General features: G+C 64.9%; 24 protein-coding genes and 3 pseudogenes. 21 read left to right on the top strand and 6 right to left on the bottom strand.

The features are described 5' to 3' along the window. The first annotated feature begins 108 nt into the window (after positions 1 to 108). The 10 genes and pseudogenes from M3M27_RS17835 (at position 109) to M3M27_RS17790 (ending at position 10154) form a co-directional block, all read left to right on the top strand. Complete coding sequence (locus tag M3M27_RS17835; protein ID WP_434026476.1) at positions 109 to 1593, top strand: transglutaminase-like domain-containing protein; 1485 nt, start codon at positions 109 to 111, stop codon at positions 1591 to 1593. 46 nt (positions 1594 to 1639) lie between these two features. After that, the gene (locus M3M27_RS17830; protein WP_434026475.1) at positions 1640 to 4669 is read left to right on the top strand and encodes a TonB-dependent receptor; all 3030 of its coding nucleotides are present in this window, start codon (positions 1640 to 1642) and stop codon (positions 4667 to 4669) included. Positions 4670 to 4730: 61 nt separating this feature from the next. After that, positions 4731 to 6320: a serine hydrolase domain-containing protein gene (locus tag M3M27_RS17825; protein WP_434026474.1), complete on the top strand. Its 1590-nt coding sequence runs from the start codon at positions 4731 to 4733 to the stop codon at positions 6318 to 6320. 1 nt (position 6321) lies between these two features. Then, a complete protein-coding gene (locus M3M27_RS17820) occupies positions 6322 to 7047 on the top strand; it encodes a M15 family metallopeptidase (RefSeq protein WP_434026473.1) in 726 nt (241 codons plus the stop codon). Positions 7048 to 7052: 5 nt separating this feature from the next. Further along, positions 7053 to 7250: a CPXCG motif-containing cysteine-rich protein gene (locus M3M27_RS17815; protein WP_434026472.1), complete on the top strand. Its 198-nt coding sequence runs from the start codon at positions 7053 to 7055 to the stop codon at positions 7248 to 7250. Positions 7251 to 7306: 56 nt separating this feature from the next. Beyond that, on the top strand, positions 7307 to 7675 hold the full coding sequence (locus M3M27_RS17810; RefSeq protein ID WP_140726355.1) for a hypothetical protein: 369 nt from the start codon (positions 7307 to 7309) through the stop codon (positions 7673 to 7675). A gap of 233 nt (positions 7676 to 7908) precedes the next feature. Further along, entirely contained in the window at positions 7909 to 8256 is a 348-nt protein-coding gene (locus M3M27_RS17805; protein ID WP_434026471.1) for an EF-hand domain-containing protein, read from the top strand. Positions 8257 to 8374: 118 nt separating this feature from the next. Then, positions 8375 to 8815 (top strand): annotated as a pseudogene (locus tag M3M27_RS17800) (HAD family hydrolase); the annotation flags it as partial. Between the two features lie 143 nt (positions 8816 to 8958). Beyond that, on the top strand, positions 8959 to 9663 hold the full coding sequence (locus tag M3M27_RS17795; RefSeq protein ID WP_180890708.1) for an HAD family hydrolase: 705 nt from the start codon (positions 8959 to 8961) through the stop codon (positions 9661 to 9663). Positions 9664 to 9674: 11 nt separating this feature from the next. Beyond that, a complete protein-coding gene (locus tag M3M27_RS17790; protein ID WP_434026470.1) occupies positions 9675 to 10154 on the top strand; it encodes a hypothetical protein in 480 nt (159 codons plus the stop codon). 67 nt (positions 10155 to 10221) lie between these two features. Here the strand turns inward: M3M27_RS17790 and M3M27_RS17785 are convergent, their stop codons facing one another. Further along, positions 10222 to 11028 (bottom strand): IS5 family transposase, encoded by an 807-nt coding sequence (locus M3M27_RS17785; RefSeq protein WP_434026469.1) that lies wholly within the window; start codon positions 11026 to 11028, stop codon positions 10222 to 10224. A 130-nt stretch (positions 11029 to 11158) separates the two neighbouring features. Between M3M27_RS17785 and M3M27_RS17780 the strand changes: the two genes are divergently transcribed. The 6 genes from M3M27_RS17780 (at position 11159) to M3M27_RS17755 (ending at position 16435) form a co-directional block, all read left to right on the top strand. After that, a complete protein-coding gene (locus M3M27_RS17780) occupies positions 11159 to 12157 on the top strand; it encodes a DEAD/DEAH box helicase family protein (RefSeq protein ID WP_434026468.1) in 999 nt (332 codons plus the stop codon). A gap of 302 nt (positions 12158 to 12459) precedes the next feature. Then, positions 12460 to 13467, top strand: coding sequence for a Shedu anti-phage system protein SduA domain-containing protein (locus M3M27_RS17775; RefSeq protein WP_434026467.1), 1008 nt, complete (start codon positions 12460 to 12462; stop codon positions 13465 to 13467). A 28-nt stretch (positions 13468 to 13495) separates the two neighbouring features. Continuing rightward, positions 13496 to 13801: a superinfection immunity protein gene (locus M3M27_RS17770; protein ID WP_423171078.1), complete on the top strand. Its 306-nt coding sequence runs from the start codon at positions 13496 to 13498 to the stop codon at positions 13799 to 13801. Between the two features lie 145 nt (positions 13802 to 13946). Next, a complete protein-coding gene (locus M3M27_RS17765; RefSeq protein ID WP_434026466.1) occupies positions 13947 to 14369 on the top strand; it encodes a hypothetical protein in 423 nt (140 codons plus the stop codon). A 409-nt stretch (positions 14370 to 14778) separates the two neighbouring features. Next, positions 14779 to 15696, top strand: a complete 918-nt coding sequence (locus M3M27_RS17760; RefSeq protein ID WP_434026465.1) for a DNA-methyltransferase — start codon at positions 14779 to 14781, stop codon at positions 15694 to 15696. Further along, positions 15686 to 16435, top strand: coding sequence for an N-6 DNA methylase (locus M3M27_RS17755; protein ID WP_434026464.1), 750 nt, complete (start codon positions 15686 to 15688; stop codon positions 16433 to 16435). The genes M3M27_RS17760 and M3M27_RS17755 overlap by 11 nt, the downstream gene beginning before the upstream one ends. A 1144-nt stretch (positions 16436 to 17579) precedes the next feature. Here the strand turns inward: M3M27_RS17755 and M3M27_RS17750 are convergent. Then, on the bottom strand, positions 17580 to 18164 hold the full coding sequence (locus M3M27_RS17750) for a TetR/AcrR family transcriptional regulator (protein WP_434026463.1): 585 nt from the start codon (positions 18162 to 18164) through the stop codon (positions 17580 to 17582). A gap of 792 nt (positions 18165 to 18956) precedes the next feature. Here M3M27_RS17750 and M3M27_RS17745 point away from each other — a divergent pair. Further along, positions 18957 to 20056 (top strand): IS3 family transposase gene (locus tag M3M27_RS17745; protein ID WP_151023642.1). Its coding sequence is split into 2 segments (ribosomal slippage): positions 18957 to 19206 and positions 19206 to 20056, totalling 1101 coding nucleotides; the frame shifts between segments, so codons are not numbered across the junction. A 515-nt stretch (positions 20057 to 20571) separates the two neighbouring features. On the opposite strand, the gene M3M27_RS17740 is transcribed toward M3M27_RS17745, so the two are convergent. Continuing rightward, positions 20572 to 21777: an IS256 family transposase gene (locus M3M27_RS17740; RefSeq protein WP_434026462.1), complete on the bottom strand. Its 1206-nt coding sequence runs from the start codon at positions 21775 to 21777 to the stop codon at positions 20572 to 20574. A 188-nt stretch (positions 21778 to 21965) separates the two neighbouring features. Next, positions 21966 to 22013: pseudogene (gene mprA / locus M3M27_RS17735) on the bottom strand (MprA protease, GlyGly-CTERM protein-sorting domain-containing form); the annotation flags it as partial. Positions 22014 to 22114: 101 nt separating this feature from the next. Here mprA and M3M27_RS17730 point away from each other — a divergent pair. The 3 genes from M3M27_RS17730 (at position 22115) to M3M27_RS17720 (ending at position 24088) form a co-directional block, all read left to right on the top strand. Then, a complete protein-coding gene (locus M3M27_RS17730) occupies positions 22115 to 22420 on the top strand; it encodes a hypothetical protein (protein WP_434026460.1) in 306 nt (101 codons plus the stop codon). A gap of 237 nt (positions 22421 to 22657) precedes the next feature. Then, positions 22658 to 23188 carry a hypothetical protein gene (locus tag M3M27_RS17725; protein ID WP_434026459.1) on the top strand — a complete coding sequence of 177 codons (531 nt, stop codon included), beginning with the start codon at positions 22658 to 22660 and terminating at the stop codon, positions 23186 to 23188. 624 nt (positions 23189 to 23812) lie between these two features. Further along, positions 23813 to 24088, top strand: a complete 276-nt coding sequence (locus M3M27_RS17720; protein ID WP_434028041.1) for a helix-turn-helix domain-containing protein — start codon at positions 23813 to 23815, stop codon at positions 24086 to 24088. Positions 24089 to 24091: 3 nt separating this feature from the next. Here M3M27_RS17720 and M3M27_RS17715 read toward each other — a convergent pair whose 3' ends face one another. Then, positions 24092 to 24712, bottom strand: a complete 621-nt coding sequence (locus M3M27_RS17715; protein ID WP_434026458.1) for a tyrosine-type recombinase/integrase — start codon at positions 24710 to 24712, stop codon at positions 24092 to 24094. Then, on the bottom strand, positions 24681 to 24983 hold the full coding sequence (locus tag M3M27_RS17710) for a hypothetical protein (RefSeq protein ID WP_434026457.1): 303 nt from the start codon (positions 24981 to 24983) through the stop codon (positions 24681 to 24683). Before M3M27_RS17710 ends, M3M27_RS17715 begins: the two co-directional genes overlap by 32 nt. 101 nt (positions 24984 to 25084) lie before the next feature. Between M3M27_RS17710 and M3M27_RS17705 the strand changes: the two are divergent. Then, positions 25085 to 25432 (top strand): annotated as a pseudogene (locus M3M27_RS17705) (HAD family hydrolase); the annotation flags it as partial. Between the last annotated feature and the right edge of the window lie 29 nt (positions 25433 to 25461).

Below are 25461 nucleotides of genomic sequence, written 5' to 3'. Positions count from 1 at the left end.
TTCAAGAATATTTATTCGATACTTCTGTAATTGCAAGAATAAATTATTGACCAGCGGTGCCGGTGCGTGTTACACCGCCGTTACCACCTGCACCGGGGAAGTGTCGTCGTGGATCTGCGTCGTGACCAGCATTGCCCACCGGCCCTGCGCGGAATCCGTGCGCTGGGCTGCGCCCTGCTGCTGGCGGCGGCGCCGTTGGGAGCCACCGGGGCGCAGGCGCCGGCCGAGCTGGTGGCGCGGGTCGATGCCGGCCACTTCCGCGAGGCCGAGGCGCGCATCGAGCAGGCCTTGGCCGAGCCCGGGCTGAGCGCGGCGCAGCGCGACGCCTATCTGTTCCAGCGCGAGCGCATGCGCCGGATGCGGCTGGACTTCGGCCTCGACGAGGCGGCGGTCAAGCAGCGCCTGCGCAAGTGGATCCCGGATTTCCGCGATTCGGATTTCGCGGCCTGGGATGCCGCCGGCCTGCTCGAGCACCTCGACATCGACGGCGAGCGCCGCTATTTCAACCGCGCGCCCTCCAACCTGTTCCGGCTCGACGCGGCGGCGCGCGCGCGGCGCGGACCGGACGCGCCGAAGATGACCGACGGCCCCTACGAACGCCTGAACCCGCATCACCGCACGGTGGTCGCGGCGGCGGCCGCGCGGCCGGGCGCGACCAGCGTGCTGCCGCAGCGGGTGCGCATCACCCAGTCGCTGACGGTGAAGGCCGACGCGGTGCCGGCCGGCGAGACGATCCGTGCCTGGATCCCGTATCCGCGCGCGATCCCGGGCCAGCAGGACGACATCCGCTTCCTCGCCAGCGTGCCGGCCGACGCGCGCGTGGCGCCCGATACGGCGATGCAGCGCACCGCCTACCTGGAGCGCAAGGCCGTGGCCGGCACGCCTACCGAGTTCTCGGTGAGCTACGAAGCGACGATCCAGGCGCGCCGCTTCGCGATCGATCCTGGCAAGGTGCAGGCGACGCCGGCCGATCCCGCGCTGCGGCCCTACCTGGCCGAGCGCCCGCCGCACATCGTGTTCACCCCGGCGTTGCGCGCGTTCTCGCGGCAGGTCGTGGGCGGGGAGACCAACCCCTACCGGATCGCGCGCAAGCTGTTCGCGGCGGTGGACCGCATCCCCTGGGCCGGTGCACGCGAGTACTCGACGATCAGCAACATCAGCGACTACGCGCTGCATGCCGGCCATGCCGACTGCGGCCAGCAGACCCTGCTGCTGATGACGCTGCTGCGCATGAACGGCATCCCGGCGCGCTGGCAGTCCGGATGGACGTTCTCCGACAACGCCACCGGCTACGCGAACCTGCACGATTGGGGCTGGCTGTACCTGGCGCCCTACGGCTGGGTGCCGATGGACGTGACCACCGGCGCGCTCGACAGCGACGATCCGGCACTGCGCGATTTCTACTTCGGCGGCCTGGATGGCTTCCGCATCGCCTTCAACGACGACTACGGCCAGCCGTTGTGGCCGGCCAAGGCGCATTTCCGCTCCGACGACGTCGACTCGCAGCGCGGCGAGGCCGAATGGCGCGGCGGCAACCTCTATTTCGACCAGTGGGACTACCACTTCGACTGGCAGCTGCTGCCGGGCGGCTAGGGCCGGCGACGGCCACCACTTCAACGACTGCAGGAGAGAGCAGGGGATGAACGGCAAGCGTTTGCACAAGGCGGCGTTGTACGTCGCGCTGGGGGCATGTCTGGGGGCGGTCGCGCCGATGGCCGCCGCCCAGGACGGCGCCGTGATCGGGCGTTTGCTCAACGAGAGCGGGCGCTCGCTGGACGGGGCCACGGTCACCGTGAGCAACCCGGCCACCGGGTTCGCGCGCAGCGCGAGCGTCAATGCCGACGGCAGCTACCGCATTCCGGCGCTTTCGCCGGGCCGCTACCGGATGACGCTGTCGGTGGACGGCGCCGCGCCGGTCGCGGTCGGCGAGGTCACGGTCACGCTCGGCAACGCGACCACGGTCAACGTGCCGGTCGGCGCGATCAGCACGCTGGGCGCGGTGGAGGTGCGCGCGCCGCAGGTGGTGTCGATGGTGGACGTGAGCTCGACCGAGTCGGCGATGAACGTCAGCCGGCAGGACGTGGCCCGCATCCCGGTGGACCAGGACCTGAAGTCGGTGGCGATGCTCGCGCCGGGCGTGGTGTCGGGCAAGTCCTCGCTGGGCGCGCAGGGCATCTCCTTCGGCGGTTCCTCGGTGGCGGAGAATTCGGTCTACATCGACGGCCTGAACGTCACCGACTTCTACAACCGGGTCGGCTTCTCCTCCGCGCCGTTCGCGTTCTTCCAGGAATTCCAGGTCAAGACCGGCGGCTACTCGGTGGAATTCGGCCGCACCACCGGCGGCGTGATCAACGCGGTCACCCGCTCGGGCACCAACGACTTCCATGCCGGCGTGGAGATGACCGCCGAGCCCAGCGCGTGGGGCCTGGGCGGGCGCGACTACTTCCTGGACAACGGCGAGCCCTACTACATCTCCAGCCGCGACGGCGGTACCCACAACAAGCTCAACGTCTACGCCTCCGGCGCGCTGGTCAAGGACCGCCTGTTCTTCTTCGGCATGTACGAGGCGCGCGACAACCGCGACTTCAACACCAGCAACGACGGCGCGACCTTCAACGACGCCAGCGCCGACAACGGCTTCTGGGGCGGCAAGCTGGACTGGCAGATCACGGACGACCACAGCCTGTCGCTGCTCGCCTTCTCCGACAAGAACGAGACCACCGCCGAGGTCTACGGCTACGACTACGCGACCGCCACCAAGGGCGGTCTCAGCAACCGGATCTACACCAACACCGGCGGCAACAACTGGGCGCTCACCTACAACGGCCGGCTCGGCGACAACTTCGTCATGAAGGCGATGGTGGGCGACAACAAGCGCGACTACTCGAACAAGAGCCAGACCGACATCGAGTGCAACCGCGTGGTCTCCGAATCCGGCATCGCGCCGGCGGGCATCCCGCTCGGCTGCACCACCAACTCGGCGGTGGAATCGCGCCTGGACGAACGCCAGGCCGCGCGCCTGGATTTCGAGTGGACGCTGGGCGACCACCTGCTGCGCTTCGGCCTGGACCGCGAGAAGAACACCTCCGACTACCAGCGCCGGTATCCCGGCCCCGGCGGGTTCTACTACAACGTGTACGGCACCAGCCCCGGCGCCACCCTGGTCAACGGCGGCACCGTGCCGGCCGGCGTGAACGCCTACGTGCGCGCGCGCCGCTACGAGATCGCCGGCGAGTTCGAGACCGACAATTCCGCCTACTACCTGGAGGACAACTGGTCGGTCACGCCCAACCTGCTGCTGAACCTGGGCGTGCGCCTGGAGCAGTTCGACAACAAGGACAGCGAGGGCCGCAGCTACATCAAGATGGACGACATGATCGCGCCGCGCTTCGGCGCCTCGTGGGACATCCGCGGCGACGGCACGATGAAGCTGTTCGGCAACGTCGGCCGCTACTTCCTGCCGGTCGCCAACGTCATCAACATCAAGCAGGCCGGCGGCCTGCTCGACGAACGCACCTACTACGCGCTGGCCGGCTGGGAGACCCGCGAGCTCAACGGCTCGCGCTACCAGGTGCCGGTGCTGGGCGCGCAGATCGGCCCGGTCGACGATTCGCAGGGCGACGGCACGGTCGGCGACCTGCGCTCGGAAGTGGACCGCGACATGGACCCGGTCTACCAGGACGAGGCGATCCTCGGCTTCCAGCAATCGATCGACGAGGCCTGGTCGTACGGCGTGCGCGCGATCTACCGCAAGCTGCACAACGCCATCGACGACATGGAGATCAGCGCCACCGGCGCCTGCGGGCCGGACGGCTACATCGGCTGGGTGATGGCCAACCCGGGCAAGAAGGTCACGGTCTGGGGCGACACCAACTGCGATGGCGATGCCGACGGCTGGGTCACCGTGGACACGGCCAAGGAAGGCTGGGCGATGTATCGCCAGGACGGCGTCGACGCCGACGGCGACCCGATCATGACCTACATCGGCCAGCGCGGCTGGGACAAGCCCAGGCGCGACTACAAGGCACTGGAACTGCAACTGGACCGCGCCTGGGACGGCAAGTGGTCGATGAACGCCTCGTACACGCTGGCCTACGGCCGCGGCAACGCCGAGGGGCCGGTCAACTCGGACACCGACTTCGCCGACACCGGCCGCACCGAGAACTTCGACGATCCCTTCGTCAACCTCCGCGGCTACGGCTACCTGGCCAACGACCGCCGCCACCAGGTCAAGCTGCGCGGCGCCTATGCCATCACCAACCATTGGCTGGTCGGGGCCACGCTGGATGCGCGCTCGGGCGGGCCGGTGACCGGCTTCGGCGTCGGCAATCCCTACGACGCCACGGTCTACCACAGCTACTACGTGTGCGTGGAGAACTGCGATTCGCCGTACTCGGCCGAGCGCGTCTACGCGCATTCGGGCCGCGGCGGCTACGGCCGCCTGCCCTGGAGCTACGAGCTCGGCGCGAGCGTGACCTGGCTCAAGTCGTTCGGCGAGGCCGACCTGAAGGTGAAGTTCGCGGTCTACAACCTCACCAACCAGCAGAAGAAGCTGTCGGTGAACCAGGAACTGGAAGGCGCGGTCGGTGGCCGCAATGCCCTGTTCCTGTATCCGGAAAGCTTCCAGGCGCCGCGCTACGCGCAACTTGTGGTGTCGCTGGATTACTGAGCGCGGGCGCGGCGGCCGCCGGCGGGTTATCGTCCGGCGGCCTCCGCGGGAAAGGACGAAGATGAGCGCATCCGAACGCCGGCGCCGGTACCGGCACGCCTGGGCGGGACTGCTGGCGCTGGCCGCGACGGCGACGGCCATGGCCGGTCCCGGGCGCACCGCCGCGTACGACCGCCTGTTCGAGCAGGCCATGGCCGAGTACCGCCTGCCGGGCCTGGCGGTGGGCGTGATCGAGGACGGACGCGTGGTCTACCAGCACACCGCCGGCGAGCGCGTCGCCGGCAGCGGCGAGGCGATCGATGCCGATACGCTGTTCAAGATCGCCTCCAACAGCAAGGCGATGACCGCCGGCGTGCTGGCGCGGCTGGTGGACCAGGGCCGGCTCGCCTGGGACGATCCGGTGACCAAGTACCTGCCGCGGTTCCGCATGTACGACCCGTGGGTGACCCGCAACATCCAGGTGCGCGACCTGCTGATCCACAACAGCGGCCTGGGCCTCGGCGCCGGCGACCTGATGCTGTGGCCGGAGCCCAACGACTTCACCCGGGCCGACATCCTCGCCGGGCTCGCCCACCTCCGGCCGACCCACAGCTTCCGCGCGCATTACGCCTACGACAACCTGCTGTACGTGGTCGCCGGCGAAGTCGCCGCGGCGGCGGGCGGCCAGCCGTACGAGCGGCTGGTGCGCGAACAGGTGTTCGGCCCGCTCGGGATGGATCGCTGCCAGGTCGGCGCCTGGGACCGCGACGCGGTCGGCAACGTCGCCCAGCCGCACGGCCGCGACGGCGCGCGCAACGTGCCGGTGCGCGTGGACGGGGCCCATATCCCCGACATGCCGTCGATGGCGGCGGGCGGCATCCGCTGCAGCCTGCGCGACATGCTGGCCTGGATGCGGCGTGCCTGGCTGGCACCGGACCCGGCCGCGCCCTGGCTCTCCGAGGCGCAGCGCCGCGCGGTCTGGAGCCTGGCCACGCCGATGCCGATCAGCCAGCGCATGCGCGACTGGGACGGCACCCGCCTGTACGGCTATGGCTACGGTTGGCGGCTCTCGGACGTGGACGGCGAGTGGAAGATCGCGCACACCGGCACGCTGATGGGCATGTATTCCTCGCTGGTGCTGCTGCCGGACCGGCGCAGCGGCTTCGTGATCCTGATCAACGGCGAGGGCGAGGCGGCGCGCACCGCGCTCGGCGAAGCCCTGCAGAAGACCTTCACCCGGCCCGGCTCGCCCGAACTGGACGTGCGCCACTATGCGCGCCTGCTGCGCGCCGAGCGCGAGGCGCCGAAGCCCGCCGCGGCGCGGGCGCCCGACATCTCCGACCGGCGCGATGCGACGCCGGCCGAACTCGCGCGCTGGCAGGGCGTGTACCGCGACCCCTGGTTCGGCGAGGCCTCGCTGTGTCCCGCCGGCGGCGGCGTACGCTTCGCCGCGGTGCGCTCGCCGATGCTGCGCGGCAAGGTGATGCGCTCGGGCGGGCGCTGGCTGGTGGATTGGGACGAGGCCAGCGTGGATGCGGAGCCGTGGCTGGCGTTCGCCGGCGCGGATGCCTCGTCGGGAGCTACGATCAGGCTCGCCGCGATCGATCCGGACGCCGACTTCAGCTACGACTATGCCGACCTGCATTTCACCCGCGTGGCGGACTGCCCCTAGCATGCGGATCCTCCGCAAGAGCGCGGCACGTCCCTGTGCCGGCTACCTTCTCGCCCTGTCGCTCGCCGGTGCGGCCCATGCAGCGCCGGCGGTCTCGCCCGCGCGCGACGCCGCGCAGGCCGGCATGCTCGACGTGACCACGCTCGCACCCGGCTTCGTCGTCGACATGCGCTATGCCACGCCGGACAACTTCACCCGCCGCACCGTGCCGGGCTACGAAGCGCCGCGCTGCCTGCTGCTGGAGCCCGCGGCCGAGGCGCTGGCGCGCGTGCAGCGCACGCTGCAGGCCCAGGGCTATGCGCTGCGCCTGTACGACTGCTACCGGCCGGTGCGCGCAGTGCAGGCGTTCGTCGCCTGGGCACGCGCGCCCGACGACCGGGCCGCCAAGGCGGTGCACTATCCCGGGGTGGACAAGCGCGACCTGTTCGCCCGCGGCTACATCGCCGAAACCTCCGGCCACAGCCGCGGCGCCACCGTCGACCTCGGCCTGCTCGATTGCCGGCAGGGGCCATGCCGCGACGTGGACATGGGCACCGGCTTCGATTTCTTCGATCCGCTGGCCAACACCGACTCGCCGCGCGCGACGCCCGCGCAGCATCGCCATCGCCGGCAACTGCTGGAGGCGATGCGGGCGGAGGGCTTCGTCAACTACCCGATGGAGTGGTGGCACTTCACCTACAGGCCGGAACCGGCGCCGGATACCGCCTACGACTTCCCGATCCGGTGACCGCCATGCCTGGCATGCACGCCTTCGTTGCCATTTCCTGTCCGTACTGCGGCGAGTCGATCGACATCGCCGTCGATGCCTCGGTCGAGCGCCAGCGCTACATCGAGGACTGCCAGGTGTGCTGCCGGCCGATGGTCGTCGACGTGGCCGTGGACGAGGACGGCGAGATCGGGGTGACGGCGCGTTCGGAAGACGACGCCTGAGCCTCGCGGCCGCGTGTCGCCCCTACAATGGCGTTCCTCCCTCCGGATGCTCGCGAATGAACCTGCCGCTGCACTATGGCCTGCTCGGATCGCTGGAAGCGGGCCTGATCGCCTTCCTGGTCGGGCTGCTGGTGTTCGCCCTGTGGGAACGGCTGTGCCGCCGCACCGGGCTCTCGCACGGGCATGCGCTCGGCTGGGCCTGCGTGATCGCCACCGCGATCGCCGCCGGCTGGGACATCTGGAACCTGTTCTACACCAGCATCGTGCGGCTGGAGTCGCCGCTGTACGCCCGCATCGCGCTCGCCAGCATCCACGACCCGGACGAACTGGGCGCGCGCGTGGTGCTGGAAGTGATCGGCGCGCTCGCCGGCGTCGCCCTCGGCTGGCGCTTGTTCAGTGCCCGATCAGGAACCGACGAACGCTGAAAGGGCGGAATCCGGCCTGGAAAAATGCGCGCCGGCTCGCAATTGCGGAAGCGTTGAATGCGCGCGTTACCGATGGCTCACCTGTCGCTAACTTCGGCCTAGCCGCATTCGCGGGCGAGGTGGTTAAAACCCTGTTCTGCCTTCGACCGGGCAGCAAGGCACGTTCATGCGCGGGCGGTACGTTGCTCCCGTGCACGGCCGCCGTGCATTCCACGAATCGAAGGAGACCACCTATGAACACCCGCAATCGCAAGTCGCTGATCGCCATCACCGCCGCGCTGGCCGCGGCCCTGGCGCTGCCGGCCATGGCCCAGAGCACCGCCCAACAGGATCCGGCCGCTGCGGCGGCGTCGGCCCAGTCGGGCCAGTCCTCGGGTGGCGGCCAGACCTGGGCCAGCGTCGATACCGACAGCGACGGCGCCATCAGCAAGCAGGAGGCCCAGGTCAACGCCGGCCTCGCGCAGATCTTCGACCAGGCCGACAGCAACGGCGACGGCAAGCTGACGCCGGACGAGTACAAGGCCTTCGTCGCCAAGCAGCAGAGCGGCGACAACAGCGCGCCGCCGCAGCAGCAGAACTGATTCCCCGGGCCCAGGAGGATCGAACGGGAGTGGCCTGGCCACTCCCTTTTTTTCCGCCGGCCCGCCCCGGGATCGCCATCGGCTCCCCGCGCGCGGGGCCGCGCCCTACAATGGACCGATGAAAAGCATCGGCACACGCGACGGCCACGCGATCCAACTGGTCGGCTTCGACGGCGACGACACGCTCTGGAAGAGCGAGGACTACTACCGCACCGCCGAGGCGGAGTTCGAGGCCGTGCTCGGCCACTACATCGACCTGCGCGACCAGCGCATGCAGCAGCACCTGCTCGCGGTCGAACGGCGCAACCTCAAGATCTTCGGCTATGGCGCCAAGGGCATGACCCTGTCGATGATCGAGACCGCGATCGAGCTGACCGACGCGCGCATCTCCGCGCGCGACATCCAGAAGGTGCTGGAGATCGGCCGCGCCACGCTGCAGCACCCGGTGGAGGTGATCGCCGGCGTGCGCGAGGCGGTGGCGGAGATCGCGCGCGAGTTCGAGGTGGTGCTGATCACCAAGGGCGACCTGTTCCACCAGGAACGAAAGGCACCCCCAAGCAGGAGGCGTGCCAATCAGTGCAAGTTATTGAATAGGAAGGATTACATCGCGCAAGGGCGCCGGAAACAAAGGCGTTCATGTAGTCCGATGGAGCCCGATGTAAGCCAAAATTGCCTCGGTTTTGCCACGATTTCGGGGGCGGCATGATCCGGATCGTGGGGTTCGACGGGGACGACACCCTGTGGCGCAGCCAGGAGTTCTACGACCAGGCGCAGCTGGATTTCGAGGCGATCATCGCCCGCTACATTGACCTGGACTCCGCGGGACTGCGCGCAACGCTTCTGGCCACCGAGCGCGGCAACCTGGCCCAGTACGGCTATGGCGTGAAGGGCATGATCCTGTCGATGGTCGAAGCGGCCATTGACCTCACGGGTGGGCGGATCGAAGCCAAGGACATCCGCACGATCATGGACATGGGAAAGGACCTGCTGGTTCACCCCGTAGAGTTGCTGCCGGGGATTGCCGAAGCCGTCGAGCAGGTCGCCCAGCGTTTCCGCGTTGTCCTGATCACCAAGGGGGATCTGTTTCACCAAGAGCGGAAGGTGGCGCTGTGCGGATTGACCGCGTTTCAGCGCATAGAGATCGTGTCCGAGAAGGACGTGGCCACCTATCGCCGGCTGCTGGAAGAGTTCGAGGTCCAGCCCCACGAGTTCGCCATGGTGGGCAACTCCCTGAAATCGGATATCGCACCCGTGGTCGAGTTGGGCGGATGGGGCGTGTACATGCCGTATCACGCCACCTGGGAGCATGAGGTCCTGCACGACTTCGACGGGGCGGGCCGTGTTGTGGAAGTGGACGGCGCAGCTCGGATCAGCGAGGCTCTGGACAGGATGATGTCGGGGGCCTGATGTCCGAACGCATGCTCGATCTGCTGATCCGGCAATGGCCGGGAAAGACGCATTTGTCGGCAGAAGAGACGGCCAAGGTTCTCATGCAGCACCCGTACACGGTGCGCGAGCGGATGCGTAACGGCGAGCTTCCAGGGGCCGTGAAGCGCGATGGCACTTGGAAGATGCCGCTTCCTGACCTGGCCGAGCATTTGGAGCCCACGCCCAAGGCGCCACAGATCCCGTCGCCTCCAGTCATCGTGGGCGGCGCCCGACGCCGCAAGGCGGTCGTCATGAACTACCACCGCGACCGCTTCTGGGCGCAGGTGGCCCGTGCCTTGGGCGACATGGAGACCGCCGATATGCTGGATCAAGCGGCTCAGGACTTGTACGACGGCGAGGTACGGGAGTACCTGGTTGAGCGCGCTGAGCGGCGCAGATTGCTATTGGCGGGCACAGCCAGGCGGGCCAGAGGTCTTGCGGCGTCTAGCGAATCGCCTGGCGACTTGTAGGCAGTCCGCCTCGCGGCGATGATTTGGCCCTGACCGGGCGGCTTCTTGCGCCCAACGCTAGAGCGTGTTATGAACTTTGAAGTATCGAAGCGGCATTACTGAGCATGAGGATGGTGAAGACGACGAAGTGGAGTCCTGCGAGGGTTTCAGGCAGGCGTTCGTAGTCACGGGCCAAGCGGCGGAAGCGGTTGATCCAGCCGAAGCTGCGTTCCACGATCCAGCGGCGTGGCAGCAGCACAAAGCCCTTCTTGGCCTCCGGCAGCTTCACCACGTGCAGTTCGATGCCTTCCTCCTGCGCGGCTTCGGCCAGGTCTTTGCCGGTGTAACCCTGATCGACGAAGGCGAGCTTCACCGTTTCGCCGGTGACATGCTGGACTTCCTGCGCCAGCGATCGCACTTGGGCCCGCTCCTGCGCGTTGGCCGGCGTGACCTGCACCGCCAGCAGGTGGCCGAGCGTGTCCACCGCCATGTGCACCTTGCTGCCCTTCTTGCGCTTGTAGCCATCGTAGCCGGCCCGCGGACCGCTCTCGCACGTGGACTGCAGCGTGCGGCCATCCAGGATCACGGCGCTGGGCTGCCCTTGCTTGCCTTGCGCCACCCGCAAGACCGAACGCAGGTCGTTGACCATGGCCTCGAAGCAGCCCGCCTGCAGCCAGCGCTGGGTCTGCTGGTAGACCGCTTCCCACGGCGGAAACTCATGGGGAATCAAGCGCCAGGGCGCGCCGGCCCGGGCCATCCAGCGCAACGCGTTGAACATCAAGCGCAGCTCGTACTTGCGCTGCCGTGCTTGCGGGTCCATCAGCGTCAGGTAGGGCGCGGCGAACGCCCACTCTTCATCGGTGACGTCGGTCGGATACGGGCGTGGCGGCTTCATCCGCTTACGATAGCCGAGCCGGATCAAAGTTCATAACACGCTCTAGGGACGGCTACGCCCCGCCCTTGCGCTCACTGTTTTCGGGGGCCGAAAGACCATGCGCCGGTCCCCCACCGTTTTTGGGGACACCATGGCCGAAACCACCATCCACCACATCCTCGACGAGCTTGCCGAGGCCGCCACCGACCACCGCGACAAGGGCGGGAAGTTCGAGCGCCTGATGAAGGCGTACTTCCTCACTGACCCCCTGTACGTGTCGCGGTTCTCCGAGGTGTGGCTGTGGAACGAGTGGCCCGACCGCAAGGGCAAGGCTGACACCGGCATAGACCTGGTGGCCCAGGAGCGCGATACGGGTGCCTTGGTGGCCATCCAATGCAAGTTCTATGCGCCCAGCTACACGCTGCAGAAGGGCGACATCGACAGCTTCTTTACCGCGTCGGGCAAGTCGCCGTTTGCCAGCCGCCTGATCGTGTCTACCACCGACAAGTGGAGCAAGCACGCCGAAGACGCCCTGGAAGCCCAGCAGATCCCGTGCGCCCGCCTGCGCGTGGCGGACCTGGAAGACAGTGCCGTTGATTGGTCCAAGTTCAGCCTGGCCAAGCCTGACCAGGTGGTGCTGCGCACCAAGAAGAAGCCGTTCCGCCACCAGCAAGCTGCGCTGAAGGCGGTTCACGAAGGTTTCCAGAATCACGAGCGCGGCAAGCTGATCATGGCCTGCGGCACGGGCAAGACCTTCACCTCGCTCAAAATCGTGGAGCAGGAAACGCCCAGCAACGGCCTGGTGCTGTTCCTGGTGCCCTCCATTTCGCTGCTGTCCCAGACGCTCAAGGAATGGACGGCGCAGGCCACCGACGAGATCCGGGCCTTCGCCGTGTGCTCGGACACCAAGGTCGGCAAGCACAGCGAGGACATCGCTGTCCACGACTTGGCATTCCCAGCCACCACCGACGCGCAGCGGTTGGGTCAGGTGATGGCCACGCGGCCTGCAGCAGACACGCGCCGCACGGTGATCTTCTCCACCTACCAATCGATCGATGTCATTTCCCAGGCCCAGAAGAAGCACGGGGTAGGGGAGTTCGACCTGATTGTCTGCGACGAGGCTCTGCCGCCTTTGAGCGAGCGGAAGTAGATGGCCTAACGACAGGGCTGCAAATGATGGTTGAAGGGAAGAACTTGGTATGACTTTCGCCGGAAGATAGCTACAAGAGGGCGGTTCTGACGGCCCGGAAGGACCCTTTGCGATTGGGTGACCGGTTTGACGGTCTGCTTTTTGCGGCATATTTCTTCCCGAAGAACGAAGTCAAGGATCAGGATCTTCCATTGGCCGTACGTCACCCCTACTACGAGCTAGTGAAAGAGGCGGCATAGAAAGCTGACTGACGTCAGGGGCGCTTGGGCGGGACGATACACGGCGAGTCAGGAGGGCCAGGTGTGAGCGAGGAAGACGGAATTTACGTTGCCAACAAGGTGCCGGGGCGCATTTATGGTTCGTCCGCGTTCCCCGTAAAGGGGCTGGTCAAGGACGGCGAGCGCTTCACGGAGGTGGTTCGGAAGTTGCGGTACCTGGATAGGGTCTTCCCCGACATCGAAGGCGACGCGCTTGGAGTGGTCAAGCACGAGGTGGTTCTTCGGACCACGCCAACCGGCAAAAGGCAGATCAAAATGCTGCTGGTGGAGGACCCCCGGCGGATCAAGTCGATCCTCCTGCAGTCGTTTGACATGAGCGAAGGAAAGGATAGCCCGAGCCGGAATGCGCACTTCCTGATCACGGGCAAAGAGATCGATGAGCTGGTTGAGCTGGCCATGCTTGCCGTCAACGCCGAGTTCCGGGCCGAAGACAAGTTCAGGATCGGGATCGATCAACTCAGCCGCTTCACGCTATCCAGGGACGCAGCCAAGCAGCTCATCGGCAAGAACGAGCAGTTGCTGGAAGACATCCTGACCAGCGAAGTCACTGAGCGTGATCTGGTCACCGTTGCCTACAGGCGCCGGCAACTCGACCTGTTCGAGCGACTTCTGTCCGACGACACGTTCTTCGACGAGCAAGCAAGCCAGGTGCGAGGCCCCGAGGAGGTCTGGCAGCGGTTCTTTGAGGCCAACCACTGGATCTTTGGCGGCTCGCTGTTTTTCAACGCAGCAGGCGCAATCGATGAGGGCAAGCTGGAACGTGTGGTGGCCGGGGCAAGCGTGGTAGGCCCAGGAAAGCGAGCGGACGGGCTGCTCAGTACGCGTGGACGAGTTGGCGCGCTGTGCTTTGCGGAGATCAAGACCCATCGCACAAGGTTGCTGCAAAAGAGCCAGTATCGGCCTGGTGTCTGGGGGCCCAGCAGCGACCTGACAGACGCCGTGGCCCAGTCACAAAGAACGGTCCATCTGGCCGAAGCCAACATCCGCGAAGCGCTAGCGGCACGCTGTAATCGTTCGCACATGGGTCCTTGACGGGAATGACACATCACGGATGTTGGTGATGTCATCCACCGTCTACTTCCCCATGAAGCACATCTTCTTCCTCTGCTACTACCTTTTCCTGATCTGGTTCGTCTGGGCCGGTGGCCTGTTGGGCCTGACCACCAAGGCCGGCTACAACGACTCTTGGGCGGGCCTGTTCGTCGCCTGGGCGGGCGGGATGTACCTCCTGCCGTCGATGATTGGCGCACACCGTGGGGCCGGACATAGCACCCGCATTTCAATGCTCAATGTCTTCCTCGGTTGGACCGGCATTGGCTGGCTTGCGGCGCTGGCCATGGCGCTGTTCTATCGGCGCGCCTATTGACCCTGGTTCGTTCTGGGGTTTGACCACACCCTGGCCCGGTCGCGTTCGGGCGCAAGGCTTGCGCCTGGTCCACTTCGCTTCCCCCTGCGGTGCGCCCGCCCTGGCTCGCCCGAGCCTGTTGGGTCTCCCACCCAGGAGACGCACCATGACCTTCGAGCAAGACGTTTCAAACCTTCGGGCTAACGCCAATAGCGCCGTGCTGGATCAGATCGTGGGCTACTACGGTCCCGCCAACGACATCGAGCCATGGGCTCACCTCAACTCGCTGCTGTGGCCAGAGCTGTCCGAGTACGAGGACACCCGTCGGGCACAGATCCCCGCAGTGCTGGACGAGTACCAGGACGAGCTGCGGCGCTACATCCGCCGGTACGATGACCTGCGGACACGCCGGCTGGATGCACTATCCAACTACGACCTAGGCATTGCCTACCGCCAGGCTGGCCCCGAGAACGGCCTGTTCCAGGCCTTGGACGCGGTGCGCAACCACATCGGTCGGGTGAGGGCCCAGATCGCGTGGCTCTCGGCCGAGCAGGACCGCTTGGCCCTGCCGCAACTGGCCCTCTTTTGAGGGCCAAGATAAACGGCCCATGAATTGTTTGCGTCTTGCGTAAGTCATTGAGTTGCACCCTGTTTCAGGCCTGAAAAATACGCTGACCCTATTACAGAACAACGGTGTTTCGCCCTTCCGCAACGATCTGCTGGCGGGGTGGTGGAAATCCGATCCTGAACAGGCGTAGCATTCCATCCGTTGGCACCCCACAGGGGAACCAATGCGACGCATGGGGCGCCGCGCCCACACCGCAAGGTAGGCATGTCCGGAACCCGTAAGGGCGGCTAATGACGAGGCGCTAACGGCGGCTGGCCAGTTCACCAGCAAGGGCGAATGCCCATTCCGCGATTGCCTAGATCGCTCCCCTCGCTGAAAGGCGGGGACCCCTCCGCCCAAAGCGCGGAGGGTCGATCTAAGGCCCTTACTCGTGGAGATCACTTCTCACTTTGCCCGTCGCTCCACCCATCGCGGTGGCTCATCCATTCACCTGACCAAGGGCGATTGCCTCGCCCAGCTGAAAAAGCTGCCCGACGCTTCGGTCGATCTGGTGCTGACCGACCTGCCCTATGGCACCACGGGCTGCAAATGGGACACGGTCATCGACCTGGCCACCATGTGGCGTGAGCTGTATCGCGTGGGCACGCCCGAATGCGTGTTCGTTTTCACGGCGCAGACTCCTTTCACCTTCGTTCTGGCCCAGTCCAACCCTTACGGGTTGAAGCACCTGCGCCACACGATCGTGTGGGAGAAGTCCAACGGCACCAATCCGCTGCTGGCCAAGCGCCAGCCGATGAAAGTGCACGAAGACATCCTGGTGTTCTGCCGCAAGCAGGCGCGTTACAACCCGCAGATGGTTTCCGGCAAGCCGTTTGCCGGCTCGACCGGCATGTTCAAGGGCGGGGAGGCTGGCGGCATGGCGGGTATGCCGCGCAAGGCTGCCAAGAACACCGGCACGCGGTATCCGCGTTCCGTCCAGTTCTTTTCTTGGGAACGCGGATGGCACCCCACGCAAAAGCCCGTGGCGTTGATGGAGTGGTTGATCCGGACCTACTCCAACCCGGGGCACACGGTGCTTGACCTGACCATGGGCTCGGGTACCACGGGCGTGGCAGCTGTGAGGTGCGGGCGCAACTTCATCGGCTTTGAGCTTGACGCCCAGTACATGGCCATTGCACGTCGCCGGATCCGTTGCGCGCACAAGGGCAGGCCGGATCCGCTGCCTACGCAGGCCTATCGCCAAGCAAGGCCACGGATGGAGACCGTCCGGGGCGGCGCGAAGCTGTTGTCCGGTCGATCGAAGCGCACCACCGCGCCGCTGCGGAAGGAGGTGAGTCATGTCGCGTAATCCTCGCAAGGCGCTGTCTGATGCCATCCGTTATCACGCCCGCGTGTCCAAGCTTGACCGTTCGCCCGCTCAAGCACTGAACACCATGATCGCGGGGCTGTTCAACATCCTGGGGTGCCGGCCCTTGTCGATGTATCACACCATCGACGAGAGCTACTACGTCAACTTCAAGGCACCGGAGCGCATGAAGGAAATCGAGTCGATTTCGGCCATGACGACAGCCTATCTCGAAGTGGTGAAGGCCAACCAGCCGTTCCATGACGTGCTGACCGACCTGGCCAGTGAATTCATGGGGCGGGGTGGTGAGGCGATGGGTCAGTTCTTTACGCCTCGGGATCTCGCTTTGCTGACCGCTCAGTTGGCTTTGAGCGGCCAGTTGCCGAAGTTGCGGCAGCAAGCCGCAGCGGGTGAACTGGTGAAAGTGTCCGATCCGACGGGTTCGGGAACCGGTTCGCTTCTTTTGGCACTTCTTTATGAGCTGCGTAAACATGCGCCAGAGTTGCTTCCGTCGGTGGGCGTGTATGCGGTGGATCTGGATGTGGGCATGGCACGGGCAACGGCGGTTCAGGTCATTTGGAACTGCCTTATCCACCAAGTGGCCATCGCGCACGTCTCGATCTGGCACGCCAATGCGATCACGGAGTACCAGACGAAAGCGCCGATGGTGGTTCATCACCCGAGGGTCCTGAACACGGAGCTGTTCAACCAGCGGATGGAGGACGTGCGCCATGCAACGTAACTGCAATCCCAAGCACACCTACTACTGCCCGAATTGCGGAAGTACGGATGTTTCGTTCGACGGCCAAGTTGAGTGGGACGCCGAGGAAGAGCGTTGGATTCTGCTCGAGGTCCATGACGATCCTTGGTGCGGTAACTGTAACGACACGATCTCGGAAGCGAGATTCGGTGATCCGACGGAGTTGCGCCATGTCGCGTAGTCGGAAGTTGACTCGAAGTGTTGTTGCGACGGTTCGAGACGCTGGTATGGAAATTCGGTCGATCGGAAGGCATGCCAACGGCGCTCGTTAGCTTGAAGCGACTGTCTGTTAGGGCTGAGGTTCGATCACGCTCGGGGGGGAGGTATCAAGAAAAGAGCGCTCGGCCCATTGCAGGACCGGCCTGCGGCGTTGGTCGAGATGTCATAGGCCAGTGCCGTGCAGTGGGTGCCCACCGTGCTTGGGGCACTGCGGTCAACCTTTCGGGACCGCGATTACCTCGGCAAGAAGCTGGAGCAGTCCGGCCTCATCGGGCGGGACTTGAGTCTTCCCGGGGGCGCGGCGGCGACCACGTATGCGACCGATGGCTTTCATTCGGCCGCAAGGTTGCTCACTGTAGAACTTGCAGTCGGTGCCGCGGTCGCCGGTCAGGGGCTGGCCCCCTCTTCCGAGCGGCCTACTGGGAGGCACCTTGGCATGTCTGCTTTGTCCAGGCTGAGCAGCACAATGAGAGGACGGCAAGCATTGGTTCGGGAGGCCATGCTGGGCGAAGAGCTGAAAATGGTCGTTAAGAATCTGCGCGATTACCCCGAGGCCCATGTGCGCGTTCTGCTGCCGCGTGGACTGTTTAGACTTCGTGGTTGTACCGAAGTGCTCGACGCCATCGGAAATCGTTGGCCAACCGGGCCAATCAGGAATTCACGACAGAGGACCGCTCTCATTGATTCTCAAGCCCGGTGAGCCCACCGTTCCAATGGGCTCTCAAATGCCAGACGATCCATGGCATTACGGCTGTTGAAAAAGCTATAAGCGAGCAACGAGTTGCGTGAGCTCAACGCGAATGCGCTCGATGCACCGCCTCCTCAAACCGCCGGTCCGGCGACGAGATGGGGTCATCAAGCATCACAGGGATAGAACGATCGCGCCCTCCCGGTTGGATCGACCAAATCAGCCAATCCCCACTCGCTCAAGGATGCTCTGGCGCGATGCCGAAAGTACAGCTTCTGAAAGTTCCTCGTCCTTGAGCGCGCGCGACATAGCTATGGCTCCCACCATCTCGGCAAGGATAGACGCGGCCAAGACATCCGGACTCGGCACCGATAAATGACGGAGCGCTCCAGCGACCACACCAAGCATCCTGGCCATCCCGGCATCGAATTGCTTGCGGATTACCGCACTCATGCGTCCGACGTCATTCGATAGAGCTGCTACGGGACACCCTTTCTCGGGGTGATTGCGATGGGCCAGGCTCAGGTAACGAACGATAAAATCCCTCAATCCTTCTTCAGGACGCTCGTTCTCTATGCGCTGCAAAAGACGCACGTATTGTTCGTCGAACATATACGCTATCGCTGCGCGTACCAGATCATCCTTTGACTCGAAGTGCGCATAGAACCCGCCATGGGTCAATCCGGCTTTCGCCATAAGCGCTGCGACGCCTACTTTTCCCGGGCCATCCCGGCGGATCGCCTTGGAGGCCTCCTTCAAGACTAGCTCTCTCGTCCGTTGTTTATGGTCGGCGTCGTAGCGCATCGATCAGCTTCCTCCGGCTTCTTCGGCATTCTATCATCCAATCCTCGCTCACTTGGTGCGTGCGGATGAAGCGCCAGTGCCGTTCCGTGCTCGCATGCAGCGCCTAGCCATAGGACTACTTGCCTGGCTCCTACACCCCGCGCGCGTCCACGTCTTTCTGCGCACGCTTGGTGGCGTTTCAACCCTGCGGCACTTCATCCTGCTTGAACTGCGCGATCTCCTCGCGCGTGCGCTGGATGGGTCGCTGATGCCGCTTGCCTCAATGATCTGACTGTTGCGCGCAATGAAGCCATCGCGCGCCACTGGTCCCTAATCGCCGTTTTGACCTCGCCCATCACGTGCTTGGCCTCCGAACGCTCGCGCCACACCCAGATCGCCTTCGCGTCCGGCACCTTGCCGCTGTGCTGCAAGCCAAGCGCACAGAACTGCGATCATCCAGCACCTGGTACTTCAGCGACTCGTCGGACAGGTTATGCAACTCCTGCGGCAACGGCAGCCGAACCATCTCTTTTGTCGGCCACGCCGGGCGGTCACCTTGGGCCTCCGGCCCGATATAGCTCCGCATCCGCAGCACGTGCAATCGCCTTGAAGTTGATATGCCGCGACAGAAATTCCAGCTGATCATATCCCCTGACCTTGGCGACGCGCTCGTTACCGGCGAACAGGCTGATTATCGAAGCTGACCATGGAGTCAGGTGGATATTGATAGGTGGTCAGGGGGGATGACCTGAGACGGATCGTGTAGCCAGTTGGCTGGTGAGTTCTCTACCCTTAACAGGCAAGGAGAGCTCCATGAAGAAGCGATTCACCGACGAACAGATCATCGGCATCCTGCGTGAGGCCGAGGTCGGCGCCATGTCGATCAAGGCGCTGTGCAAGAAACACAACCTGACCGAGCAGACCTTTTTCCGCTGGCGCAACAAGTTCGGCGGCCTGGATGTACCCGACGCCCGCCGGCTCAAAGACCTGGAGTCCGAGAACGCCCGGCTCAAGCGGCTGGTGGCCGAGCAGATGCTGGTCATCGACGGGATGAAGGAGATCGTCCGAAAAAAATGACGACCCCGTCGGAACGACGCGACACGGTCCAGGTGCTGGTCCGTCGGGGGATCTCGCAGCGGAAGGCCCTGCATTACCTGGGTTTGAGCCGCCGCATCGCCAGCTACGCCCCGCGCCAGGCCGCCAAGGACCAGGCGGTGGCCGAGCGCTTGCTGGCCGCGTCGCCGAAGGTGCCGCGGTTCGGGTATCGCCGGATGGCGGCCTGGCTGGACCTGGGCGAGGCCCGGGTGCGGCGCCTGTGGCGTCGGCTGGGCTTGAACATTCCCCGCCGCCGGCCGCGTCGCCGCCGATCCGGCAACGATATCCGCCTTCCGGGCGCGGTTCGCCCGAATGCCGTCTGGAGCTACGACTTCGTCCACGACCAGATGGTCGACGGGCGCGCCTTGAAGATGCTGTGCGTGATCGACGAATACACCCGGGAGTGCCTGGCCATCGAGGTCGGGGCCAGCCTGCGGGCGCAGGACGTGATCCTGACCCTGTCGCGGTTGATGCGGCTCTACGGCAAGCCGGCCTTTGTCCGCTCCGACAACGGCGCCGAGTTCACCGCAGCCAAGGTGATGCGCTGGCTGCGCGACGCGGCGATCGGCCCGGCGTTCATCGCGCCGGGCAGCCCGTGGCAGAACGGCTTCGTCGAGAGCTTCAACGGCAAGCTGCGGGACGAGCTGCTGAACCGCGAATGGTTCCGCAGCCGCGCCGAGGCGAAGGTACTGATCGAACGCTGGCGGCAGTTCTACAACGAGCAGCGGCCGCACAGCGCCCATGGTTACAAACCCCCGGCGAGCGTTCGCCGGAACTGGTCGAAACCCGATACCATCAACCCCGGACTCACTGCCTGATTGGCTACAAGTTCCATACTCAGGTCACAGTGACGAATGGGGCGGTGATCAGTGACACTTCTCCAAGACAGGGGCGGTGATCGGTGACACCGAGGGGCGGTGATCAGTGACAGATGGGGCGGTGATTGATGACGCTAGATTTTTAGCTGAGTCGCGGCAACACGTTGATTCAACGAAAGAAATCTGTGCCAAGCGCCCGCCGAAATCAGCTACAGGCTTTAGGCTTTAGAGCTTTAGGCTTTTGGAACCTAAAGGTTGAGGGTGCGCCCTAGGCGCACGGATCCTTTCGGATCTGAGGAAAAGCCAAGAGCAACAGCAACAGCAACAGCAACAGCAACAGCGCCGGGGGCTTCGCCCCGCCGGCCTGCGGAGCGGATGTGTCTGCTTCATTCCAACGCGCCCTATGGGCGCGGACCACTGGCCTTGGGGCCAGGACCTTGGCCGCCTGGCGGCGGCCTGCCTACGGGTAGCGCAACGATTTTTTCGCACTTTGGCTTGGCGGTGGCCCCGCCCCCTCACGCTGCGACGGTCGCGAGGCCTTGGCGCTTGTTCAATTCCTCCATGCACAGATAGCGCTTGACGCCCCAGTGCGTGCCGGCCAGATAGCGCAGGCGGGCCGCGGCCAGCATCAGGGCGGCATGTCCGTCCGGGAACGCACCGACCACGCGGGTGCGTCGCCGGATCTCGCGCATCATCCGCTCCAGTGGATTGTTGGTCCGGATCCGTCGCCAGTGCGTCTCCGGGAAGGCGTAGTAGGCGAACGTCTCGGCGATGTGGGCCTCGACCTTGTCCGCCGCCGCCCCCAGCTTCATCTGCCGCAACTTGGCCACGACCTGATCGGCCTTGAGCTGCGCCGCCTCGATATCCTCGGCCGCGTGGATCGCCTTGAGCATGGCTGCCACCTCGCGCACCTTGCCGCTGGGCACCACGCTGAACACGTTGCGGTAGAAGTGCACCACGCAGCGCTGCCAGCGGGCCTCGGGGTAGTGTTCGCCCAGGCTCTCCACCAGTCCGGCACAGGCGTCGGAGACGAACAGCGCCGGCGTGGCCAGCCCGCGGCCCTTCAGATAGGCCAGGAAGCCGCTCCAGCCCGACTTGTCCTCCTTGGCTCCCTCGGCCACGCCCAGCACCTTGCGGTAGCCCTCGGCATCCACCCCGATCGCCACCAGCACCGAGACGTTGCGCACCTCGCCCGCCCACGTGCGCTTGAGCACGATCCCATCCAGGTACACGTATGGGTAGTGGCCGCTGATCGGCTCGTTGCGCCAAGCTTCGATCCGTGCGTAGACCTTCTGGTTCAGTCGGCTCACCGCCCCGGCGCTGACCTTCGTGCCCCACAGTGCCTCGGTGATGTCCTCCACCCGCCGCACCGACACCCCGGCCAGATACATCTCCATCAGCGACTCCTCCACCGACGCCTCCCGCCGCCGGTAGCGTTCGATGATCGCCGTCTCCAGCGGCAGCTTGCGCAGCTTCGGCACCTTCAACCGCACTTCCCCGGCCCGGGTGTGCAGCGTCCGCTCGTAGTGACCGGCCCGGGTGTCCCGCCGCTCCTGGCTGCGCTCGTATCGCCCGGCGCCGCACACCCGGTCGGCCTCCGCATCCAGCAGCCCGTTCAACGTCTCCTCGATCGTACTGCGCACGACCTGTCCGAGGTGGTCCTGGATCCGGGCCTCGTCGATCTTGATCACCTTGCCCAGTCCGGGCGTAGACTCGTTCATGGTGGTGGTCCTCGTTGGTGGTTGGAACGTCGCAGTCCCAAACGTCATCGTGGGCCACCGCCTTCGTCAAATGTGCGCAAGAAACGTTACGTCATCTGCCTACGGCCTGAAACATGGCGCAGTCACCACACCAGCCCAGGGCGTAGCCGCGGCGCGGCCGCGCCGCCAGGTCCCTTGCCCTTCCCAGATCACCGGACGCCGTAGGCGGCCGTCCACGGCGCGATAGCGCCGCCACCGTACTCACTTCACTGGCGTGAAGCCGTACCGGTTCGCATTCCTCAACTTGCGTGCCCGCCAACGTGCCGCAGACTGGACGGGGCATAGAAGAACCCGTCCCATGTCTGATCCGAACTTCACCGACGACGAAATCCTGATGGCGGCCGACCGCTTCGAGATCGTGTGCGAGAAGCACACGATCCGTATGCAGTTGGCTGACGAATGGTTCGTGCCGGGCAAGCACCACTCGACCATCGAGACGTGCTGCAAGTACGCCAGATCCGCGTTAGAGCGAGGGTATGACGTACACATCAAGTGGAAGGTGAAAGATGGATCGACACGAATACCAGAGGCTGCAAGCCAAGAATTTCTACGACAATCTGCGGGAGGGCGTGGCACCTCCGCTCTTTCGATGGCAAGACCCTGATACGCCACTGCCGCAGATCGGTGGCGAGCCTCGCGGTGTGTCGGGCTACTGCTTTGAAGCCGACAACGCCCTGCAGCTGGCCATGGCCGCTAAGGCACGGGCTTCCAGAGCCCCTACTGGCTGTCCACCGAGGAGGCAAACGCGGCCGGCGGCTATATCCGCAAGGGCGAAGTCGGCACGAAGATCCTCAAATGGATCCGCAAGGATGGCCAGCTGTCCGAGCGGGTGCCGGCTACCGTGTTCAACGCTGACCAGATCAAGGGCTTGAACCTGCCCAGGCAAAAAGGTCTGACGCCCGAGCAGCAAGCCACGCGGCAAGCCGGGCTGGATGCCTTGATTGCGCCGCGCAAGAAGACGCCCACGATCGAGCAGTACAACGCTCGCCTCAAGGAAGTCATGGCCGAGAAGTTTCCGGCCCAAGAGGACGTGCAGGACAACGCCCGAATGGCTCTGCGCCGCGAGTACGCGATCATGACTGGGCAAGCTCGGCTAGGGCTGCCACGGGAAGTCGAACCCGAGCTGGCCCGGGAGTTGAAGCCCTTCATCGAGCACCGGCCCCACCCTCAGGAAGTCGTTCGTGCCCTGGATGACGCCTATGCGGCATTGAAGGAGGTCGGTATCGAGCCGCTGGTCTACGCGAGCGTGCCCAGGAAGGAGATGGCGCAACAGCCGGTCAAGCCCGCCAGTGAGCCACGTCCGAAGCGCGAACGGTCGCAGGCCAAGGCCAAAGATAAGGGCAGGGAGCAATCCAACGACATTCCATTCTGACGGATGGGTTCGCAGAACTGGGAGAACGAGGGGCGGAACGACCGCCCCTTCGTTTGGAAGGGGTTGCCGAAATCGGCATCGTTTCTAGGTTGGGTGTGGTCTCCCCACATTCCCTTCCCCATGAAAAAGATTGCACTTCTCTTGGCGCTTGGTCTGACGGCCGGCGCGGTGAACGCTCAAACCTACGCCCCCGATCTGGATCGACCTGTGAGATGGCCGCATTGAAGGCGATGACCTCAAATCCCTGCTCGGGCGTGAAGCTGTAGATGCCGTTGGACACTTCGACGTACTGCTCCAGCGGCACGTTCGTGGCTGCCTTGGGCTTAGGAGCATGGCTGGCCACCGGGGCGTCTGGTTTGCCTTCGGGCTGTGAGGCGGAGGCGGCAGTTTCGGGCTTGCCGCAAGCGGCTAGGAAGCAAACAAGAAGTACGGGCGTAAGAGCAACTGATTTCATGGTTCCCCCTTGGGTAGTAGCTCAGAGGGAATCGTCGCATGCAATTTGCGATAATCGCAAATGACCTTTACCGGGGGTTTGGGTCAGGCTATGCGGTCGCCTCCTGTCGTCCGCCCATGCAGCCCAAGTCTCCCGCCACGCTATTCGGCCGTCGCCTTCGGGCGGCGCGGGTGGCTGCTGGCTTGACGCAGGCAGATTTGGGAAGGGTGCTGGGCTTGGACGACCAGAATACGGGCGCGCCGCGCGTCAGTCGGTATGAGACCGGTCGGCATGAGCCCGACCAGGAAACCATGGTCAAGATCGCTGAGGCTTTGGGCCTGCCGGTGGCCTACTTCCATGCCACGTCCGACCCATTGGCCAAGATCATCCTGATGGTGGGGCGCCTCCCCCCGAAGGAGCAGGCGCGGATCAGTGATCTGATTGAGCAGTGGATCGAGAAGAAGTAGGGCTTACGCCGCAGTCTGCTTGGTAAACAGTGTGGCCATGACTTGGGCCATTTCGTCGCGCGACAGCTCCGACAACACGGCCAATGCCGTCTCAACCGCTGATGGGCCCGCCGTACCACCTGCAGCCAGGCGCCTGCGGTCAGCTTCGGCCATCTTGCGCCGGATGGCTTCCGGTTTCGGGTTGAAGTACCTCATGAAGGACGCCAAGTCGTCGTGCCCTGACATCTTTGCAATCATGGCAGCCGGCATGTCTTCGCCCAGCTCTGTAATGCGGGTGTGCCGCAGGTCGTGCAGCCGCTTGTTCAGTATGTCTGGGCGATTGTGCTTTCTGGCGGCGCGTCGGCGTGCGCGCTCCCAGGCCTTGGTGACGGCGTCCGGCCAGATACGGTTGCCAGCAGCAGTCAAGAACACAGCACCGGTTTGGGTATCGCTGGCTTCGCGGCGACGCGCCAGCATCTCGACTACGGCAGGGGCGAAAGGAACGGTGCGCTCGCGCCTCAGCTCCACGCCCTTGACCCGTCGGCTCTTGGTGTTCGTGAGTTTGGCGAACGTGTTGTCCGCAGCGACCCGTTCCCAGTCCAGCTTGACCGCCTCACTGCGACGCATGGCCGAGTAGCGGTTCATTGCCGGACTTCTCCAACGCATACCACTCGGCCTTGGCCCACGCTTCGGCTTGCGATTGCCAATGGAGCAGGTCCTTTTCGGTGTAGCCTCCGGTCTTGGGGCTGATCGACAGCTTCCAGACATGGGTCTTGTCGCGATAAACGGCATTGTCCTTCTGCCACCGGATACGGGCAGCCCATCGGGGCTCGCCAACGGCTATAAAGAACACGCCGGGTACGGATGACTGCCAATCCTGAGCCAGTAGCGCCTTGGACTTGGCCCTGGCAGCCATAACAGCCTTGGAAGGACGTGTCACGATGTTGCCCCAGATTTGCCCCGATTACCGAAATGTACACTGAAACGATTGCAAAATCAGCAACATACGGAACGTGCATGTTCCACCAGGAGCAGAAGATCGCCCAGTCCGGCCTGTCGGACCTGTTCCGGCGCATCGAGGTGGTATCGGAAAAGGACCCGCAGACCTATGCGCGGGTGCTGGCCGAGTTCGACCTGCCGGCGCGGCGCTTCGCGATGATCGGCAACTCGCTGCGCTCGGACATCGAGCCGGTGCTGGCGCTGGGCGGGTGGGGCATCCATACCCCTTACCACGTCACCTGGGCGCACGAGAGCGAGCATGGCGTGGTCGCCGGCGACCCGCGCCTGCGCGAGGTGCCTGCCGCCTCGGGCTGGCCCGCGGCCGTACATGCGCTAGACTTGGCGGCCGGGGCGTCCGGCGGCTGAGCCGCACGCCCGAACCGAAGGATGCCGAG

It is taken from the genome of Xanthomonas boreopolis, from assembly GCF_046529185.1.
Classification (GTDB): Bacteria; Pseudomonadota; Gammaproteobacteria; order Xanthomonadales; family Xanthomonadaceae; genus Pseudomonas_S; species Pseudomonas_S boreopolis.
The sequence above is the reverse complement of the archived record's forward strand: the minus strand, read 5'-3'. Positions and strand labels throughout refer to the sequence as shown.

Excerpts from the sequence above, each read along its gene's own strand:
- M3M27_RS17830 (WP_434026475.1), top strand. The coding sequence starts at position 1,640 with ATGAACGGCAAGCGTTTGCACAAGGCGGCGTTGTACGTCGCGCTGGGG.
- M3M27_RS17825 (WP_434026474.1), top strand. The coding sequence starts at position 4,731 with ATGAGCGCATCCGAACGCCGGCGCCGGTACCGGCACGCCTGGGCGGGA.
- M3M27_RS17820 (WP_434026473.1), top strand. The coding sequence starts at position 6,322 with ATGCGGATCCTCCGCAAGAGCGCGGCACGTCCCTGTGCCGGCTACCTT.
- M3M27_RS17815 (WP_434026472.1), top strand. The coding sequence starts at position 7,053 with ATGCCTGGCATGCACGCCTTCGTTGCCATTTCCTGTCCGTACTGCGGC.
- M3M27_RS17810 (WP_140726355.1), top strand. The coding sequence starts at position 7,307 with ATGAACCTGCCGCTGCACTATGGCCTGCTCGGATCGCTGGAAGCGGGC.
- M3M27_RS17805 (WP_434026471.1), top strand. The coding sequence starts at position 7,909 with ATGAACACCCGCAATCGCAAGTCGCTGATCGCCATCACCGCCGCGCTG.
- M3M27_RS17795 (WP_180890708.1), top strand. The coding sequence starts at position 8,959 with ATGATCCGGATCGTGGGGTTCGACGGGGACGACACCCTGTGGCGCAGC.
- M3M27_RS17790 (WP_434026470.1), top strand. The coding sequence starts at position 9,675 with ATGCTCGATCTGCTGATCCGGCAATGGCCGGGAAAGACGCATTTGTCG.
- M3M27_RS17785 (WP_434026469.1), bottom strand. The coding sequence starts at position 11,028 with ATGAAGCCGCCACGCCCGTATCCGACCGACGTCACCGATGAAGAGTGG.
- M3M27_RS17780 (WP_434026468.1), top strand. The coding sequence starts at position 11,159 with ATGGCCGAAACCACCATCCACCACATCCTCGACGAGCTTGCCGAGGCC.
- M3M27_RS17770 (WP_423171078.1), top strand. The coding sequence starts at position 13,496 with ATGTCATCCACCGTCTACTTCCCCATGAAGCACATCTTCTTCCTCTGC.
- M3M27_RS17765 (WP_434026466.1), top strand. The coding sequence starts at position 13,947 with ATGACCTTCGAGCAAGACGTTTCAAACCTTCGGGCTAACGCCAATAGC.
- M3M27_RS17755 (WP_434026464.1), top strand. The coding sequence starts at position 15,686 with ATGTCGCGTAATCCTCGCAAGGCGCTGTCTGATGCCATCCGTTATCAC.
- M3M27_RS17750 (WP_434026463.1), bottom strand. The coding sequence starts at position 18,164 with ATGCGCTACGACGCCGACCATAAACAACGGACGAGAGAGCTAGTCTTG.
- M3M27_RS17740 (WP_434026462.1), bottom strand. The coding sequence starts at position 21,777 with ATGAACGAGTCTACGCCCGGACTGGGCAAGGTGATCAAGATCGACGAG.
- M3M27_RS17730 (WP_434026460.1), top strand. The coding sequence starts at position 22,115 with ATGTCTGATCCGAACTTCACCGACGACGAAATCCTGATGGCGGCCGAC.
- M3M27_RS17715 (WP_434026458.1), bottom strand. The coding sequence starts at position 24,712 with ATGAACCGCTACTCGGCCATGCGTCGCAGTGAGGCGGTCAAGCTGGAC.
- M3M27_RS17710 (WP_434026457.1), bottom strand. The coding sequence starts at position 24,983 with ATGGCTGCCAGGGCCAAGTCCAAGGCGCTACTGGCTCAGGATTGGCAG.